We start from the raw sequence: 15,794 nt of genomic DNA, 5'->3' as shown, positions 1-15,794 counted from the left end.
CCCATGGCCGACGATCCCTTTGTCATCGGCGGTACGTCCTTCTCGTCCCGGCTGATCATGGGCACCGGCGGGGCGCCCAGCCTGGACGTGATGGAGCGGGCCCTGGTCGCCTCCGGGACCGAGCTCACGACGGTCGCGATGCGGCGGGTGGACCCCTCGGTGCACGGCTCGGTGCTGTCCGTCCTGGAGCGGCTCGGCATCCGGGTGCTGCCCAACACGGCGGGCTGCTTCACGGCCGGTGAGGCCGTCCTGACGGCCCGCCTCGCGCGCGAGGCCCTCGGCACCGACCTGGTCAAGCTGGAGGTCATCGCGGACGAGCGGACCCTGCTGCCGGACCCGATCGAGCTGCTGGACGCGGCCGAGACCCTGGTCGACGACGGCTTCACGGTGCTGCCGTACACGAACGACGACCCGGTCCTGGCGCGCAGGCTGGAGGACGTGGGCTGCGCGGCGATCATGCCGCTCGGCTCCCCGATCGGCTCCGGGCTCGGCATCCGCAACCCGCACAACTTCCAGCTGATCGTGGAGCACGCGCGCGTGCCGGTGATCCTGGACGCGGGGGCGGGCACGGCCTCCGACGCGGCACTGGCGATGGAGCTGGGGTGCGCGGGTGTGATGCTCGCCTCGGCGGTGACGCGGGCGCAGGAGCCGGAACTGATGGCCCACGCGATGCGGCACGCGGTCGAGGCGGGGCGGCTGGCGTTCCGGGCGGGACGGATTCCCCGGCGGCACTTCGCCGAGGCGTCGTCCCCGGTGGAGGGCAGGGCCGTACTGGATCCGGAACGTCCAGCATTCTGAACACGCGTTCGACTCGGGACACGAGCAGGTGCGACCTCCGTCACAGCTCGGCTCCAGTACCGCCCCCGTTCCGGCCGAACCGGATGGACTGTCAGCCTCGGCTCGTACACTCGCCTGCGTGGATACGACCCTTCAGGACCCGCTGGTCGGGCAGGTGCTCGACGGCCGCTACCGCGTGGACGCGCGGATCGCGGTCGGCGGGATGGCCACGGTCTACCGGGCCCTGGACACCCGTCTGGACCGTGTGCTCGCCCTCAAGGTGATGCACCCCGCGCTCGCGGCGGACGGGATCTTCGTCGACCGGTTCATCCGGGAGGCCAAGTCCGTCGCCCGGCTGGCCCACCCCAATGTGGTGCAGGTCTTCGACCAGGGCACCGACGGGTCGTACGTCTATCTCGCCATGGAGTACGTCGCCGGCTGCACCCTGCGTGACGTGCTGCGCGAGCGCGGGGCCCTGCAACCGCGCGCCGCCCTGGACATCCTGGAGCCGGTCCTGGCCGCGCTCGGCGCCGCCCACCGCGCCGGGTTCGTGCACCGGGACATGAAGCCGGAGAACGTCCTGATAGGGGACGACGGCAGGGTCAAGGTCGCCGACTTCGGGCTGGTGCGGTCCGTGAACAACGTGACCAACACCTCCGGAGCGGTCCTCGGCACCGTCTCCTACCTGTCGCCGGAGCAGATCGACCAGCCGGGCATCGCCGACGCACGGGTCGACGTGTACGCATGCGGTGTCGTCCTGTACGAGATGCTGACCGGCAGCCAGCCGCACGAGGGCGACTCCCCCGCGATAGTGCTCTACAAGCACCTCCACGAGGACGTCCCGCCCCCGTCGGCGGTGGTCCCGGGGCTGCCGTACGAACTGGACGAGCTGGTCGCCTCCGCCACCGCCCGCACCCCGGACCTGCGACCGTACGACGCCGTGGCGCTGCTCGCGCAGACCCACGAGGCACACAGCAGGCTGACCGCCGAGCAGTTGGACGCGGTGCCCCCGCAGGCGCTCTCCGCGCAGTACGCGGGCGCGGAGAACCGCACGAGCGTGATCCCGCGCTCCCTGACCGTGCCCCGGCCGCTCCCGGTCAACGAGGACGAGCCCGTCCACCGCACCAGCGTCCTGGAGACCCCGCCACCCCCGCCCCGGCGCGGCCGCGCCTCCGGAGGCCGTACCCGGCGCGGACCGCTCCTCCTCATCGCCGCGGTCTTGCTGGCGCTGGGCATCGGGGCAGGCGTCTGGTACATCAACTCGGGCCAGTTCACCCATGTCCCGGCCCTGCTGGCGAAGACCGAGGCACAGGCGCGTGACCGCCTGGACGAGGCGGGGCTGGAGACGGGCAAGGTCACCTACGCCTACAGCGACACCGTCAAGCGCGGCACCGTCATCAGCACGGACCCGGGAGTGGGCAGCCGCATCCGGGACCACGACTCCGTGGCGATCACCGTCTCCAAGGGCCCGCAGACGGTCAAGGTGCCCGACGTGGACGGCTACGAACTGGCCAAGGCGAGAGCCCGGCTGAAGACGGAGGGGCTCAAGCCCGGCATGGTCACCCGGGAGTTCAGCGAGGACGTCCCCAAGGGCTTCGTGATCAGCACGGATCCCGCGGGCGGCACCACACTGCGCGCCGGCTCGGCGATCGCCCTCACCGTCAGCAAGGGCGCCCCGGTCGACGTCCCGGACGTCACCGGCGAGGACCTGTCCGACGCCAGGTCCGACCTCGAGGAGGCCGGCCTGAAGGTGAAGATCGCCCCCGCGCGGGTCAACTCCGAGTACGACGCCGGCCAGGTGGCCCGCCAGAGCCCCGAGCCCGACACCCAGGCCGCCGAGGGCGACACCATCACCCTGACCATCTCCAAGGGCCCCGAGATGATCGAGGTCCCGGACGTCACGGGCGACAGCGTCGACGACGCGAAGACCGCGCTGGAGGGTGCCGGTTTCCAGGTCGAGGAGGACCGGGGACTGCTCGGATTGTTCGGCGACACGGTGAAGAAGCAGTCCGTGGAGGGCGGCGACACGGCACCGAAGGGTTCGACGATCACGATCACGATCCGCTGAGAGACGCGTGAGGGGGTGCCGGGTCCTGTAGTCGGGCGGGTGCGGGTCCGTCGTGGCTGGTCGCGCAGTTCCCCGCGCCCCTGGGTGGGTCATCTGGACGCTCGTGCAGACGCGTACGGCGTGAAGGGGACGGGGTGGGGGGTGTTCGCCCGCAGCGGCCGGCGTCCGTTACAGGGCCCCTCGTAAGCGGCCGAGCCGCCGGACCGAGGACGGATACCCCCCACCCCGGCACCGACCCACCCACCGAACGAAACGCGCTACACACGCCCCCACCGAAGCCGCGCGGGCCGCCGCAGGCCTCCAGGGGCGCGGGGAACTGCGCAAAACGCCCGCCCCCACCAAGCCGCACCCGCCAACACCCCCGCACCGCACCCAATGGGAACCTTTACCGGTGACAACTCAGCGCAACCCCGTCGGCGGCCACGTCCCCGTAGCCGGCGGTCTGAACTCCGTCGGGCTCTCCTACGCCCGTGACCTGAACGCCGAAACCGTGCAGGTCTTCGTCGCCAACCCCCGCGGCTGGGCCACCCCCGCCGGAAACCCCAAGCAGGACGAGGCATTCCGCGAGGCCTGTGCCGACGAGGCGATCCCGGCGTACGTCCACGCGCCCTACCTGATCAACTTCGGCTCCCACACAGAGGCGACGGTCGAGAGGTCGGTCGACTCGCTCCGCCACTCCCTGCGCCGCGGACGCGAGATCGGCGCACTCGGCGTCGTCGTGCACACCGGCAGCGCCACCGGCGGCCGGGACCGTTCCGTGGCGCTGAAGCAGGTCCGCGAGCACCTGCTCCCGCTGCTCGACGAGCTCACCCACGACGACGACCCGTTCCTGCTGCTGGAGTCGACGGCCGGCCAGGGCTCCTCGCTCTGCTCACGCACCTGGGACTTCGGCCCGTACTTCGACGCCCTGGACGCCCACCCGAAGCTCGGCGTCTGCCTGGACACCTGCCACATCTTCGCCGCCGGCCACGACCTGACCGGCCCGAGCGGCATGCACCAGACACTGGACCTGCTGGTGGACACGGTCGGTGAGGGCCGGCTGAAGCTGATCCACGCCAACGACTCCAAGGACGTCGTCGGCGCCCACAAGGACCGCCACGAGAACATCGGCTCCGGCCACATCGGCGAGGACCCCTTCCGCGCCCTGATGACCCACCCCGCGACCGAGGGCGTCCCCCTGATCATCGAGACACCCGGCGGCAAGGAGGGCCACGCGGCGGACGTGGAGCGACTGAAGAAACTCCGGGACGCGTGACACGTTGAGGAATACCCCCAGGGGGTATACGGTTCCCGCAGTGCAGGAACCGTCATCCGACCCTGGGGGTAACCGTGCAGCACCAAGGATCCAGCTGGCGAACGGCCGTTCAGGCCACCCTCCACTGCCTCACCGGCTGTGCCATCGGCGAGGTGCTCGGCATGGTCGTCGGCACCGCGCTGGGCTGGGGGAATCTGCCGACGACCGTCCTGGCGATCGTGCTCGCCTTCTTCTTCGGCTACTCCTTCACCCTCTACGGCATCCTCAAGGCCGGCCTCGGCCTCGGCACGGCCGTCAAGGTGGCCCTGGCCGCCGACACCCTGTCCATCGCCGTGATGGAGCTGATCGACAACGGGGTGATCGCCCTGTGGCCGAACGCCATGGACGCGGAACTCGCCGACCTGCTGTTCTGGGTGTCACTGGCGATCTCGCTGGCCATCGCGTTCGTCGTGACCGTGCCGGTCAACAAGTGGATGATCGGCCGCGGCAAGGGACACGCCGTGGTCCACCAGCACCAGGGGCACCACGGGCACCAGGCACACTCAGAGCACCACGGCCACTGAGCCTCACAGCTCCGGACCGTCCCCCGGCTCCTCCTGGTAGGAGTAGCGCTGCTCCTTCCAGGGGTCGCCGACGTTGTGATAGCCGCGCTCCTCCCAGAAGCCGCGGCGGTCGGCGGTCATGTACTCCACGCCACGGACCCACTTGGGCCCCTTCCAGGCGTACAGATGAGGCACGACCAGGCGGAGCGGAAAGCCGTGTTCCGCGGTGAGCGGCTCGCCGTCCTTGTGCGTGGCGAAGATCGTGCGCTCGGACGCGAAGTCGGCCAGGCGGAGGTTGGAGCTGAAGCCGTACTCGGCCCAGACCATCACATGGGTGACGGCGGGCGCGGGCGGAGCGATCTCCAGGATGGTGCGGGCGGGGACGCCGCCCCACTCGCAGCCGAGCATGCTGAACTTGGTCACGCAGTGCAGATCGCCCACGACGCTGGTGTACGGCAGTGCCGTGAACTCCTCGTGGTTCCAGCACTGTTTCCCGCCGTCCGCGGTGGCGCCGAAGACCCGGAACTCCCAGCGCTCGGGCCGGAACTTGGGCACCGGGCCGTAGTGCGTGACCGGCCAGCCGCGCTGGAGCCGCTGCCCCGGTGGAAGCTCGGAGTGCGCCGCTGCTCCACCCTCGCGCTTCACCGGCTGACCCATGCCTTCCATCCTGACAGACCCGAGGGGATGCACCTGACCAGGCACCTCTCAATCCATACCAAAACGGACTAAGCATGCCCTTACTTACTAAGTGAAGACTTACTGGACGATCTTCTTCGCCGGTGCGAGGATGCGGCGCAACCTGCCAGTTCCCCACGGTTGGAAGGAGCCCCGCGATGCAGGGCGACCCCGAGGTCATCGAATTCCTCAACGAGCAGCTCACGGGCGAGCTCACCGCGATCAACCAGTACTTCCTGCACGCGAAGATGCAGGAGAACTTCGGCTGGACGAAGCTCGCGAAGTACACGCGGCACGAGTCGTTCGACGAGATGAAGCACGCCGAGGTGCTCACCGACCGCATCCTCTTCCTGGAGGGACTGCCGAACTACCAGCGGCTCTTCCACGTCCGCGTGGGCCAGACCGTCAAGGAGATGTTCGAGGCCGACCGGCAGGTCGAGGTCGAGGCGATCGACCGTCTCAAGCGCGGTATCGAGGTGATGCGCGCGAAGGGAGACATCACGTCGGCGAACATCTTCGAGTCGATCCTCGCGGACGAGGAGCACCACATCGACTACCTCGACACGCAGCTGGAACTGCTGGAGAAGCTCGGCGAGGCGCTCTACATCGCGCAGCTGATCGAACAGCCGGAGAGCTAGGCGGCTTCCTCGAGGTCGGAGAGGACCGGGTCGACCACGGCCGCCCTGGTCGGGCAGGCCCCCCGGCCGAGGATCGCCTGGATGCGCCGTACGCAGGAACCGCAGTCGGTGCCCGCCTTGCAGGCGGAGGCGATCTGGCGCGGCGTGCAGGCGCCGTTCTCCGCGTGCTGCTTGACCTGCGTCTCGGTCACACCGAAGCAGCTGCACACGTACACGCGGATTCACCTCCCGCCGGGATCGTTAAGGCTAACCTAACCTTACCCGGCGCCGGGTGGCCACAAAAGTGGCGTGGGGCGCGGATCGTATGTGATCCGCGCCCCACAGCCGTCTCAGGGACTCACTGGTCCCGGTACATCTCCGCCACGAGGAACGCCAGGTCGAGCGACTGGCTGCGGTTGAGCCGCGGGTCGCAGGCCGTCTCGTAGCGCTGGTGCAGATCGTCGACGAAGATCTCGTCGCCGCCGCCCACGCACTCGGTGACATCGTCACCGGTGAGCTCGACGTGGATGCCGCCCGGGTGGGTGCCCAGGCCCTTGTGGACCTCGAAGAAGCCCTTGACCTCGTCGAGCACGTCGTCGAAGCGCCGGGTCTTGTGGCCGGAGGCCGCCTCGTAGGTGTTGCCGTGCATCGGGTCGGTGATCCAGGCGACGGTCGCGCCGGAGGCGGTGACCTTCTCGACCAGCTCGGGCAGCTTGTCGCGGACGTTGTCGGCGCCCATGCGCACGATGAAGGTCAGCCGGCCCGGCTCACGGTCCGGGTCGAGGCGCTCGATGTACTGGAGCGCCTCCTCGGCCGTGGTCGTCGGGCCCAGCTTGATGCCGACGGGGTTGCGGATCTTCGAGGCGAACTCGATGTGCGCGTGGTCCAGCTGCCGGGTGCGCTCACCGATCCACACCATGTGCGCCGAGACGTCGTACAGGTGCCCGGTGCGGGAGTCGACGCGGGTGAGCGCCGACTCGTAGTCCAGCAGCAGCGCCTCGTGCGAGGAGTAGAACTCGACCGTCTTGAACTCCTCCGGGTCGGTGCCGCAGGCCCGCATGAAGTTCAGCGCGTTGTCGATCTCCCGCGCGAGCTGCTCGTAGCGCTGGCCGGAGGGCGACGACTTCACGAAGTCCTGGTTCCAGGCGTGCACCTGGCGCAGGTCGGCGTAGCCGCCGGTGGTGAAGGCGCGCACGAGGTTCAGCGTGGAGGCGGAGGCGTGGTACATCCGCTTCAGCCGCTCGGGGTCCGGGATCCGGGCCTTCTCGTTGAACTCGAAGCCGTTGACGGAGTCGCCCCGGTAGGTGGGCAGCGTCACGCCGTCGCGGGTCTCGGTGCCCTTGGAGCGCGGCTTGGAGTACTGGCCGGCGATGCGGCCGACCTTGACCACCGGCACCGAGGCGGCGTACGTGAGCACGGCGCCCATCTGGAGCAGGGTCTTGAGCTTGTTGCGGATGTGGTCGGCCGACACCGCGTCGAAGGCCTCGGCGCAGTCGCCGCCCTGGAGGAGGAACGCCTCTCCCTTGGCGACGGCCGCCATCCGGGCGCGCAGCTGGTCGCACTCGCCCGCGAAGACGAGCGGCGGATACGACTCGAGGTCCGCGATCACTGCGCGCAGAGCCTCGGTGTCGGGGTACTCGGGCTGCTGCGCCGCGGGCAGGTCTCGCCAGGTGTTGCCAGCACTCGCGCTGGTCTTAGCGTTCACGGTCACGGCCTCAACATTACGGGGTCGTGTCGGGCCCGCTGCGCCTTGCCCATCAAATGAGACACCGGAACCGCTCCCCGGACATGGGGTAGGGTTCCGCCCATGTTCGCGCACTCGACCCAGAACTGGTGGTGGACCGCTCATCCGGCGGCCCACTGACTGCGCGTACGCAAGACTTCGCGAAGGCCGCCCGAGGGGCGGCCTTCGGTGTTTCCGGGGTCGTTCCTCACCGCTATCGACACCAGACGGCAGAGGAACCCATGGACCTGACCCAGCTCCTGCACGACGACCGCCCCTTCGCCCTGCTGCGCCGCCGCACACCGGGCCGTGACGAGAACACCGTCGAGGTGTTCCGCGGGCCCGTCAGCACCTACGACCGCCTCGCCGACCTCCCCGACGAGGGCCTGGCGCTCGTCCCCTTCCGGCAGATCCGCGAGCGCGGGTTCGACGTACGGGACGACGGCACCCCGCTCGCGGTGCTGCTCCCCGAGGAGAGGCACGAACTCCCGCTCGCCGAGGCGCTCGCACAGCTCCCGTCCCACGACGTCCGGGTCGACAACGGCGGCTTCGACGTCGCCGACGACACCTATGCGGAGATCGTCGGCCGGGTCCTGCGCGAGGAGATCGGGCGCGGGGAGGGCGCCAACTTCGTGATCCGGCGGACCTACGAGGGCGAGATCCCGGGATTCTCCCGCGCCGACGCCCTCGCCCTGTTCCGGCGGCTCCTGGAGGGCGAGCGGGGCGCGTACTGGACCTTCGTCGTCCACACCGGCGACCGCACGCTCGTCGGCGCGAGCCCCGAGGTGCACGTCCGGATGTCCGGCGGGACCGTCGTCATGAACCCGATCAGCGGGACGTACCGCTATCCCGCCGAGGGCCCCACCCCCGAGCACCTGCTCGACTTCCTCGCCGACGGCAAGGAGATCGAGGAGCTGTCGATGGTCGTCGACGAGGAACTCAAGATGATGTGCACGGTCGGCGACATGGGCGGGGTCGTGATCGGACCCCGGCTGAAGGAGATGGCCCACCTCGCGCACACCGAGTACGAGTTGCGCGGCAAGTCCTCGCTGGACGTCCGCGAGGTGCTCAGGGAGACCATGTTCGCGGCGACCGTCACCGGCTCGCCCGTGCAGAACGCCTGCCGGGTCATCGAGCGGCACGAGGTCGGCGGCCGCGGCTACTACGCCGGCGCGCTGGCCCTGCTCGGCCGGGACTCCGGCGGCGCCCAGACCCTCGACTCCCCCATCCTCATCCGCACCGCGGACATCGCCGCCGACGGCCGGCTGCGGGTCCCGGTCGGCGCGACCCTGGTGCGCGGCTCGGACCCGGTGAGCGAGGTCGCGGAGACCCACGCGAAGGCGGCGGGGGTGCTGGCGGCTCTCGGCGTACGGCCGTCCCGGCCGCGTGGGGAGCACGCGCGCGTGAGTCTCGCCGAGGACCCACGCGTGCGTGCCGCTCTCGACGGGCGCCGCGCTCACCTCGCGCCGTTCTGGCTGCGGATGCAGGAACCCGCCAGGGAACTCACCGGAAACGCCCTGGTCGTCGACGGGGAGGACACGTTCACCGCGATGCTCGCGCATGTGCTGCGGTCGAGCGGGCTGGACGTCACCGTCCGGCGCTACGACGAGGAGGGGCTCCGGGACGCTGTGCTCGGCCACGACGGGCCCGTCGTCCTCGGTCCCGGCCCCGGCGACCCGTCCGACCTCGACGACCCCAAGATGGTGTTCCTGCGGGCCCTGACCGCCGAGGTCATCCGCACCCACCGGCACGGTGTGCTCGGCGTCTGCCTGGGCCACGAGCTGCTCGCGGCCGAGCTGGGGTTGGAGATCGTCCGCAAGGAGGTGCCGTACCAGGGCGCGCAGACGACGGTCGACCTGTTCGGGCGGCCGGAGACCGTCGGCTTCTACAACAGCTTCGTGGCGCGCTGCGACGACGAGACCGCCGAGGAGCTGGCGGCGCACGGCATCGAGGTGAGCCGGGCCGGCAACGGAGAGGTGCACGCGTTGCGCGGTCCCGGCTTCGCGGGCGTCCAGTTCCACCCGGAGTCGGTCCTGACGCTGAACGGCGCCGCCGTCGTACGGGAGTTGGTGGGGCGGCTGCGCCGCACAGCCGTCTAGGGGTCAGCCGAAGAACACCCCCACCTCTGCGTACAGCTTGGGATCGACCGTCTTGAGCTGTGCCGTGGCCTCCCCGATGGGGACGCGGACGATGTCGGTGCCGCGCAGGGCGACCATCTTGCCGAAGTCGCCGTCGCGGACCGCGTCGATGGCGTGCAGGCCGAAGCGGGTGGCGAGCCAGCGGTCGAAGGCGCTCGGTGTGCCGCCGCGCTGGATGTGCCCGAGCACGGTGGTGCGGGCCTCCTTGCCGGTGCGTTTCTCGATCTGCTTGGCCAGCCATTCGCCGACCCCGGACAGGCGCACGTGGCCGAAGGAGTCGAGCGACTGGTCCTTGAGGACCATGTCGCCGTCCTTCGGCATGGCGCCCTCGGCGACGACCACGATCGGGGCGTACGACGCCCTGAAGCGCGAGGTGATCCAGGCGCACACCTGCTCGATGTCGAAGCGCTGCTCGGGGATGAGGATGACGTTGGCGCCGCCCGCGAGCCCGGAGTGCAGGGCGATCCAGCCCGCGTGGCGGCCCATCACCTCGCAGACCAGGACCCGCATATGGGACTCGGCGGTGGTGTGGAGGCGGTCGATGGCCTCGGTGGCGATGCCGACCGCGGTGTCGAAGCCGAAGGTGTAGTCGGTGGCGGAGAGGTCGTTGTCGATGGTCTTCGGTACGCCCACACAGGGCACGCCGTGCCGGTCGGACAGCTCCGCCGCCACGCCCAGGGTGTCCTCGCCGCCGATCGCGATGAGCGCCTCGATCTCCCGCGCGGCGAGGTTCTCCTGGATCCGGCGGATGCCGTCCTCCTGCTTCAGCGGGTTGGTGCGGGAGGAGCCGAGGATGGTGCCGCCGCGGGGCAGGATGCCGCGGACGGCCGGGATGTCGAGGGGGACGGCGGCGTCCTCCAGTGGACCCCGCCAGCCGTCCCGGAAGCCGGTGAAGTCATAGCCGTACTCCTGTACGCCCTTGCGGACGATGGCCCGGATGACGGCGTTGAGGCCGGGGCAGTCGCCGCCTCCGGTCAGTACTCCGACGCGCATGGACAGTTCCCTTCGCCGCAGGTGCCTGACGAAGGGTCAGTGTGACGCGCGTCTCACTCGTCGTCGAGGCCTCGTTCGATGGCGTATCGGACGAGCTCGACCCTGTTGTGGAGTTGCAGCTTCCCGAGCGTGTTCTGGACGTGGTTCTGGACCGTGCGGTGGGAGATCACCAGGCGCTCGGCGATCTGCTTGTAGCTCAGGCCCTTGGCGACCAGGCGCAGCACCTCGGTCTCGCGCTCGGTGAGCTGCGGGGCCCTCGGCTGGTCGGGGTCGCCGGTGGGCGCGGGGTCGGTGGCCAGGCGGCGGTACTCGCCGAGGACCAGGCCGGCGAGGCCGGGCGTGAAGACGGGGTCGCCGACGGCCGTGCGGCGGACCGCGTCGAGGAGTTCCTCGGTCGACGCCGACTTCAGCAGATAGCCGGTCGCGCCGGACTTCACGGCCTCCAGGACGTCGGCGTGCTCGCCGCTCGCGGAGAGGACCAGGACGCGCAGGGCCGGGTTGTGGCCGACGAGTTCCTTGCAGACCTGGACGCCGGGCTTCACCGGCAGGTTCAGGTCGAGGACCAGGACGTCGGGTCCCGCGGCCTTGGCCCGGCGTACGGCCTGGTCGCCGTCGCCCGCGGTGGCGACCACGTCGAAGCCGGACTCGGCCAGGTCGCGGGCGACCGCGTCGCGCCACATGGGGTGGTCGTCGACCACCATCACCTTGATCGGGTCCTTGTCGTTCATCGCTGTCCTGCCTTCCCCCGTGAGACCTTCGGTACTTTCAGCTCGACCTCCGTGCCCTGCCCGGGAGGCGAGATCAGCTCGGCGCTGCCGCCGAGGTCGCGCAGCCGGCCCCGGATCGACTGGGCCACCCCGAGCCGCCCCTCGCCCTCGGCCTGGGCGAGCCGGCCCTCGGGGATGCCGGGCCCGTCGTCCCGCACGGTCACGATCACCTCGTCGGGCTCGTCCTCGACGAGGATCCACGCGCGCGCGTGCTCGCCGGCGTGCTGCTTGACGTTGTCCAGGGCGGCGCCGACGGCCGCGGCCAGCTCGCGGGCGGCGGGCGGGGGCAGCGGGACCGGGGCGCCGGGCTCGACCAGGGAGACCTTCGCCGAGGCGTAGGGCGCGAGCAGCGCGCGCAGGTCGAGCGGGCCGTCGTCGTCCGACGCGTCCTCCACGACGTGTACGACCGCCCCTTGGGCCGCGTCCGACGACACCCGGGACACGGACGTCAGGCCGCCGGAGACCAGGGTGCGCAGCGCCACCTCCTGCTCACCGGCCAGCCGGCCCAGCTCGGCCGCCTCGCCGCCCAGGACCGCGCCCCGGCGCTGCACCATGGCGAGCACCTGGAGGACGCTGTCGTGGATGTCCCGGGCCAGCCGCTCCCGCTCCCGGGTCGCCGCCTCGATCTCCAGGGCGCGAGCGAGGGTGCGCTCGGAGGCGCGGGCGACCTCGACGACGTAGCCGATGGCGATGGAGGCGACCCAGACGAGGATCACGTTGTGGACGGTGTCGCGGGCCGGGTGGCCGCGCTCGATCAGGTTGGCGGCGGCGACCGGCGTGGAGGCGAGCGCGGCCCAGCGCCAGCCGCCCTTGATCGCGAAGGCGAGGACGGAACCGGCGGTCCATATCGACGGCAGGGTGGGTCCGCCGCTGTCGATGTGGTGCTGGTCGACGACCAGCGGGGTCAGGAGGATGCCGGTGAGCGCGATGGCCAGGTCGACGGCGAGGAAGCCCTTGGTGCACGCGGCCGCGTTCTGGACGCGGGGCAGCGTGGCGAGCGTCCACACGCACAGGACGACGTAGTAGGCGATGGCGATGCCGGGCCGGTCGAAGTCGTCGTACTGGGTGGCGAAGAGCCCGACCGCGTACAGCATGGTGAGCACGCGGTATCCGGTCAGGGCACGCCACAGCGGCTGCTCTACGGACATGCGCATGACGCGTACCTGTTTGGCCATCTCCCCCACCCCCGGCCGGACTGCCGTGTCCCAGGATCCTAGGACGCTCAGCTGTCGGGCTTGTCCTTCTCGGCGCCCTCGGCCTTCGCGGCAGCAGCCTTGGCGGCCTTCTCCGCCTTGGCCGCTTCCGAGATCTGCCGCTTGGCGGCCGTCGCGTAGATGTCGACGTACTCCTGGCCGGAGAGCTTCATGATCTCGTACATGACCTCGTCGGTCACCGCGCGGAGCACGAAGCGGTCGTGCTCCATGCCCTGGTAGCGGCTGAAGTCCAGGGGCTCGCCGATCCGGATGCCCGGGCGCATCAGCTTGGGCATGACCTTGCCGGGCGGCTGGATCTTCTCGGTGTCGATCATGGCGACGGGAATGACCGGGGCGCCGCTGGCGAGCGCCACGCGCGCGAGGCCGCCGGGCTTGCCGCGGTACAGGCGCCCGTCGGGCGAGCGGGTGCCCTCGGGATAGATGCCGAACAGCTCGCCGCGCTCCAGCACCTCGAGGCCGCTCCTGATCGCCGCCTCACCGGCGCCGCGCGCGCCGGAGCGGTCCACCGGGAGCTGGCCGACGCCCTTGAAGAAGGCGGCCGTGAGGCGGCCCTTCACGCCGGGCGTGGTGAAGTACTCGGCCTTGGCGATGAAGGTGACCTTGCGGTCGAGGACCGCCGGCAGGAAGAAGGAGTCGGAGAAGGAGAGGTGGTTGCTCGCCAGGATGGCGGCACCCTCGGCGGGAATGTTCTCCAGGCCTTCCACCCAGGGCCTGAAGGCGACCTTCAGCGGCCCGCCGATGGCGACCTTCATCGTGCCGTACAACAACCGAGTGCCTCCTGTGTCCGTCGCTCAGACCTTAACCCGGAGCGCTGTCAAACAGACCGACGGCCCTGGTCGGTGTCAGTGCGGTCGCGTACGGTGAACCACACCTGGACTTGCTCACGCTTCTTTCATGAACAGGAGACCTAGGTGCCGGTCCTCCCCGGAGCCGAGCCGTTCCGCCATGAGGGCGGGGAGGCCGGTGTCCTTCTCTGCCACGGCTTCACCGGTTCCCCCCAGTCGCTGCGTCCCTGGGCCCAGCACCTCGCCGACCACGGCCTGACGGTCTCCCTGCCCCTGCTGCCCGGGCACGGCACCCGCTGGCAGGACATGGCGCTCACCGGCTGGCAGGACTGGTACGCCGAGGTGGACCGCGAGCTGCGCGCCCTGAGCGAGCGCTGCACCTCCGTCTTCGTGGCCGGGCTGTCCATGGGCGGCACCCTGGCCCTCAGGCTCGCCGCCCGTCACGGGGACGCGGTGAGCGGAGTCGTGGTCGTCAACCCGGCGAACCGGATGCACGGCCTCGCGCCGTACGCCCTTCCGGTGGCCCGGCACTTCGTGCGCACCGCGCCCGGGATCGCCAGCGACATCAAGAAGGAGGGCAGCGTCGAGCTGGGGTACGACAAGGTGCCGCTGCACGCGGCGCACTCGCTGCGGACCTTCTTCCGGCAGGTCGACGGCGAGCTGCCGCAGGTCACCCAGCCGCTGCTGGTGCTGCGCAGCGCCCAGGACCACGTGGTGCCGGCGGCCGACACCGCGCGCGTGCTGAGCCGGGTGTCGTCCGTGGACGTGACGGAGATCGTGCTGGAACAGAGCTACCACGTGGCGACGTTGGACCATGACGCGGAGCGGATTTTCGACGAGAGCCTCGCGTTCATCGGCCGGCACACCACCGGCATCGGCAGTGAAGGGACGGCCGCACGTGGCTGAGCACGACTCCGACCGCGAAGACCGCGAGGGCCACGAGCCGGAGGAGCAGGGCGTCCCGTTCGACGAGGAGGCCGCGTGGGCGGCCATCGTGGCCGGGTACGGCGAGGAGCCGAAGGACCCGCCGGGCACCAAGCCGTTCAAGTCGGTCGAGGATCTCGCGCTGCTGGAGACCGAGACCAATGACGAGCCGGCGACCACGGAGACCCAGCCGAAGAAGGACACCCCGAAGCAGGACACTCCGAAGAAGGACGAGAAGCCGGCGAAGCCGCTGGGCGGTTCCGTCGCCTTCGCGCCCGGCGTCGGACCGCGCGACTACAGCGCCCCCGAGCCCTCCGAGGACGACTTCGAGGAGGACGACGAGGGCCACTTCGTCCCGCCGGAGCCGCCGCCGCTGCCCGCCGCCGACACCACCGCGAAGTTCGCGTGGCTGGGTGTGCTGGGCGGGCCGCTCCTGCTGCTGGTGGCGGTGCTGCTCGGCTGGGAGATGACCTGGTGGCTGGCCACGGTCGGGATCGGCGGCTTCCTGGGCGGCTTCGTCACGCTGGTGGCCCGGATGCGGACGGACGACGAGGACGACGGCGATCCCGGGCGGGGCGCGGTCGTCTAGTTCGTGGGGACGTTGAGGGTGGCCAGGACCGGGAGATGGTCGGTGGCCGCCCTCAGGTCCGTCCCGGTGACCCCGGGGAGGTCCGTGGGGACTCCGCAGCCGAGCACCTCGATGCCCTTGGTGGCGAAGATCGCGTCGATGCGCTGAGGGGGCTCGCTGTGGGTCCAGGTGTGCTCGCCGCCGCGCGGGTTGGTCGCCCAGCAGTCCTGGAGGTTGGCGGCGATCCTGGTGAAGGCGGCGCCGGTGGGGCGGTCGTTGAGGTCGCCGCCGACGACCGCGTGGTCCACGCCCATGCCGGCGAGGCGGTCGAGGAGGGCGCCCGCCTGGTCGTAGCGCTCGTCCTTCTGGAGCGAGAGGTGACAGCTCAGTACGCCGAGGCGGGCGCCGCCGATCCGTACGACGGCTGTGGCGAAGCCCCTTCGGTGCAGCCCCGAAGTGAGGGGGAGCAGGACGTCTTCCGTGCGTTCGACCGTCGCCCGCAGGTGGCAGAGGATGGCCGGTCCCGCGGCGGTGCCGCCGCCGGTGAGCACGACCAGCCCGGTGGCCGACGCCAGCCTCGCGAGTTTCTTGCGCCAGCGGAAGAAGAGGGGGGCCTCTTGGATGAGGACGAGATCGGGTTCACAGGCGCGGATGACGCGGGCTAGGGCGTCGGTGTCGTCGCGCATCGAGCGGATGTTGTAGCTCAGGACTTTGACCGGAACCATGTGGATCAATCTACGCCCGCGAG

The 15,794-nt window shown here is 70.6% G+C and carries 17 protein-coding genes; 9 read left to right on the top strand and 8 right to left on the bottom strand.

From position 1 onward, the window contains the following. Positions 1–3 precede the first annotated feature (3 nt). The 4 genes from OHN19_RS31925 (at position 4) to OHN19_RS31910 (ending at position 4,663) form a co-directional block, all read left to right on the top strand. A complete protein-coding gene (locus OHN19_RS31925) occupies positions 4–798 on the top strand; it encodes a thiazole synthase (RefSeq protein ID WP_330267516.1) in 795 nt (264 codons plus the stop codon). A gap of 118 nt (positions 799–916) precedes the next feature. Then, positions 917–2,845 carry a Stk1 family PASTA domain-containing Ser/Thr kinase gene (pknB, locus tag OHN19_RS31920; RefSeq protein ID WP_330267515.1) on the top strand — a complete coding sequence of 643 codons (1,929 nt, stop codon included), beginning with the start codon at positions 917–919 and terminating at the stop codon, positions 2,843–2,845. A gap of 391 nt (positions 2,846–3,236) precedes the next feature. Continuing rightward, on the top strand, positions 3,237–4,100 hold the full coding sequence (locus tag OHN19_RS31915; RefSeq protein ID WP_330267514.1) for a deoxyribonuclease IV: 864 nt from the start codon (positions 3,237–3,239) through the stop codon (positions 4,098–4,100). A 74-nt stretch (positions 4,101–4,174) separates the two neighbouring features. Then, positions 4,175–4,663, top strand: a complete 489-nt coding sequence (locus tag OHN19_RS31910; protein ID WP_330267513.1) for a DUF4396 domain-containing protein — start codon at positions 4,175–4,177, stop codon at positions 4,661–4,663. 3 nt (positions 4,664–4,666) lie between these two features. Here the strand turns inward: OHN19_RS31910 and OHN19_RS31905 are convergent, their stop codons facing one another. After that, on the bottom strand, positions 4,667–5,299 hold the full coding sequence (locus OHN19_RS31905) for a sulfite oxidase-like oxidoreductase (protein WP_330267512.1): 633 nt from the start codon (positions 5,297–5,299) through the stop codon (positions 4,667–4,669). A gap of 176 nt (positions 5,300–5,475) precedes the next feature. On the opposite strand from OHN19_RS31905, the gene bfr reads away from it, so the two are divergent. Beyond that, positions 5,476–5,955: a bacterioferritin gene (gene bfr / locus OHN19_RS31900; protein ID WP_007381448.1), complete on the top strand. Its 480-nt coding sequence runs from the start codon at positions 5,476–5,478 to the stop codon at positions 5,953–5,955. On the opposite strand, the gene OHN19_RS31895 is transcribed toward bfr, so the two are convergent. Next, positions 5,952–6,170: a (2Fe-2S)-binding protein gene (locus OHN19_RS31895; RefSeq protein ID WP_330267511.1), complete on the bottom strand. Its 219-nt coding sequence runs from the start codon at positions 6,168–6,170 to the stop codon at positions 5,952–5,954. The two genes, bfr and OHN19_RS31895, sit on opposite strands and share 4 nt — an antisense overlap. A 122-nt stretch (positions 6,171–6,292) precedes the next feature. Then, positions 6,293–7,645, bottom strand: coding sequence for a class II 3-deoxy-7-phosphoheptulonate synthase (locus OHN19_RS31890; RefSeq protein ID WP_330267510.1), 1,353 nt, complete (start codon positions 7,643–7,645; stop codon positions 6,293–6,295). A gap of 96 nt (positions 7,646–7,741) precedes the next feature. Between OHN19_RS31890 and OHN19_RS43995 the strand changes: the two genes are divergently transcribed. Both OHN19_RS43995 and OHN19_RS31885 read left to right on the top strand, forming a co-directional pair. Next, positions 7,742–7,798, top strand: a complete 57-nt coding sequence (locus OHN19_RS43995; RefSeq protein ID WP_071528813.1) for a trp operon leader peptide — start codon at positions 7,742–7,744, stop codon at positions 7,796–7,798. A gap of 101 nt (positions 7,799–7,899) precedes the next feature. Further along, a complete protein-coding gene (locus tag OHN19_RS31885) occupies positions 7,900–9,756 on the top strand; it encodes an anthranilate synthase family protein (protein WP_330267509.1) in 1,857 nt (618 codons plus the stop codon). Positions 9,757–9,759: 3 nt separating this feature from the next. Here the strand turns inward: OHN19_RS31885 and OHN19_RS31880 are convergent, their stop codons facing one another. Genes OHN19_RS31880 through OHN19_RS31865 form a run of 4 tightly spaced genes read right to left on the bottom strand, consistent with a single transcriptional unit; the run spans position 9,760 to position 13,536 of the window. After that, entirely contained in the window at positions 9,760–10,788 is a 1,029-nt protein-coding gene (locus OHN19_RS31880; RefSeq protein WP_330267508.1) for a 6-phosphofructokinase, read from the bottom strand. A gap of 53 nt (positions 10,789–10,841) precedes the next feature. After that, a complete protein-coding gene (locus OHN19_RS31875; RefSeq protein WP_330267507.1) occupies positions 10,842–11,516 on the bottom strand; it encodes a response regulator transcription factor in 675 nt (224 codons plus the stop codon). Next, complete coding sequence (gene macS / locus OHN19_RS31870) at positions 11,513–12,730, bottom strand: MacS family sensor histidine kinase (protein ID WP_330267506.1); 1,218 nt, start codon at positions 12,728–12,730, stop codon at positions 11,513–11,515. The genes OHN19_RS31875 and macS overlap by 4 nt, the downstream gene beginning before the upstream one ends. Positions 12,731–12,777: 47 nt before the next feature. Then, the gene (locus tag OHN19_RS31865; RefSeq protein WP_330267505.1) at positions 12,778–13,536 is read right to left on the bottom strand and encodes a lysophospholipid acyltransferase family protein; all 759 of its coding nucleotides are present in this window, start codon (positions 13,534–13,536) and stop codon (positions 12,778–12,780) included. 144 nt (positions 13,537–13,680) lie between these two features. On the opposite strand from OHN19_RS31865, the gene OHN19_RS31860 reads away from it, so the two are divergent. Both OHN19_RS31860 and OHN19_RS31855 read left to right on the top strand, forming a co-directional pair. Further along, positions 13,681–14,460 carry an alpha/beta hydrolase gene (locus OHN19_RS31860; RefSeq protein ID WP_330267504.1) on the top strand — a complete coding sequence of 260 codons (780 nt, stop codon included), beginning with the start codon at positions 13,681–13,683 and terminating at the stop codon, positions 14,458–14,460. Continuing rightward, complete coding sequence (locus OHN19_RS31855; protein WP_330267503.1) at positions 14,453–15,067, top strand: hypothetical protein; 615 nt, start codon at positions 14,453–14,455, stop codon at positions 15,065–15,067. Before OHN19_RS31860 ends, OHN19_RS31855 begins: the two co-directional genes overlap by 8 nt. Here OHN19_RS31855 and OHN19_RS31850 read toward each other — a convergent pair. Beyond that, complete coding sequence (locus OHN19_RS31850; protein WP_330267502.1) at positions 15,064–15,771, bottom strand: endonuclease/exonuclease/phosphatase family protein; 708 nt, start codon at positions 15,769–15,771, stop codon at positions 15,064–15,066. The genes OHN19_RS31855 and OHN19_RS31850 overlap by 4 nt on opposite strands. Positions 15,772–15,794 lie beyond the last annotated feature (23 nt).

Origin of the sequence: Streptomyces griseorubiginosus, assembly GCF_036345115.1 — a bacterium.
Lineage (GTDB): Bacteria > Actinomycetota > Actinomycetes > Streptomycetales > Streptomycetaceae > Streptomyces > Streptomyces griseorubiginosus_C.
Note: the sequence above shows the minus strand (reverse complement) of the source record. Positions and strands in the feature narration are given on the sequence as shown.

Excerpts from the sequence above, each read along its gene's own strand:
- bfr (WP_007381448.1), top strand. The coding sequence starts at position 5,476 with ATGCAGGGCGACCCCGAGGTCATCGAATTCCTCAACGAGCAGCTCACG.
- OHN19_RS31880 (WP_330267508.1), bottom strand. The coding sequence starts at position 10,788 with ATGCGCGTCGGAGTACTGACCGGAGGCGGCGACTGCCCCGGCCTCAAC.
- OHN19_RS31885 (WP_330267509.1), top strand. The coding sequence starts at position 7,900 with ATGGACCTGACCCAGCTCCTGCACGACGACCGCCCCTTCGCCCTGCTG.
- OHN19_RS31875 (WP_330267507.1), bottom strand. The coding sequence starts at position 11,516 with ATGAACGACAAGGACCCGATCAAGGTGATGGTGGTCGACGACCACCCC.
- OHN19_RS31925 (WP_330267516.1), top strand. The coding sequence starts at position 4 with ATGGCCGACGATCCCTTTGTCATCGGCGGTACGTCCTTCTCGTCCCGG.
- OHN19_RS31905 (WP_330267512.1), bottom strand. The coding sequence starts at position 5,299 with ATGGGTCAGCCGGTGAAGCGCGAGGGTGGAGCAGCGGCGCACTCCGAG.
- OHN19_RS31850 (WP_330267502.1), bottom strand. The coding sequence starts at position 15,771 with ATGGTTCCGGTCAAAGTCCTGAGCTACAACATCCGCTCGATGCGCGAC.
- macS (WP_330267506.1), bottom strand. The coding sequence starts at position 12,730 with ATGGCCAAACAGGTACGCGTCATGCGCATGTCCGTAGAGCAGCCGCTG.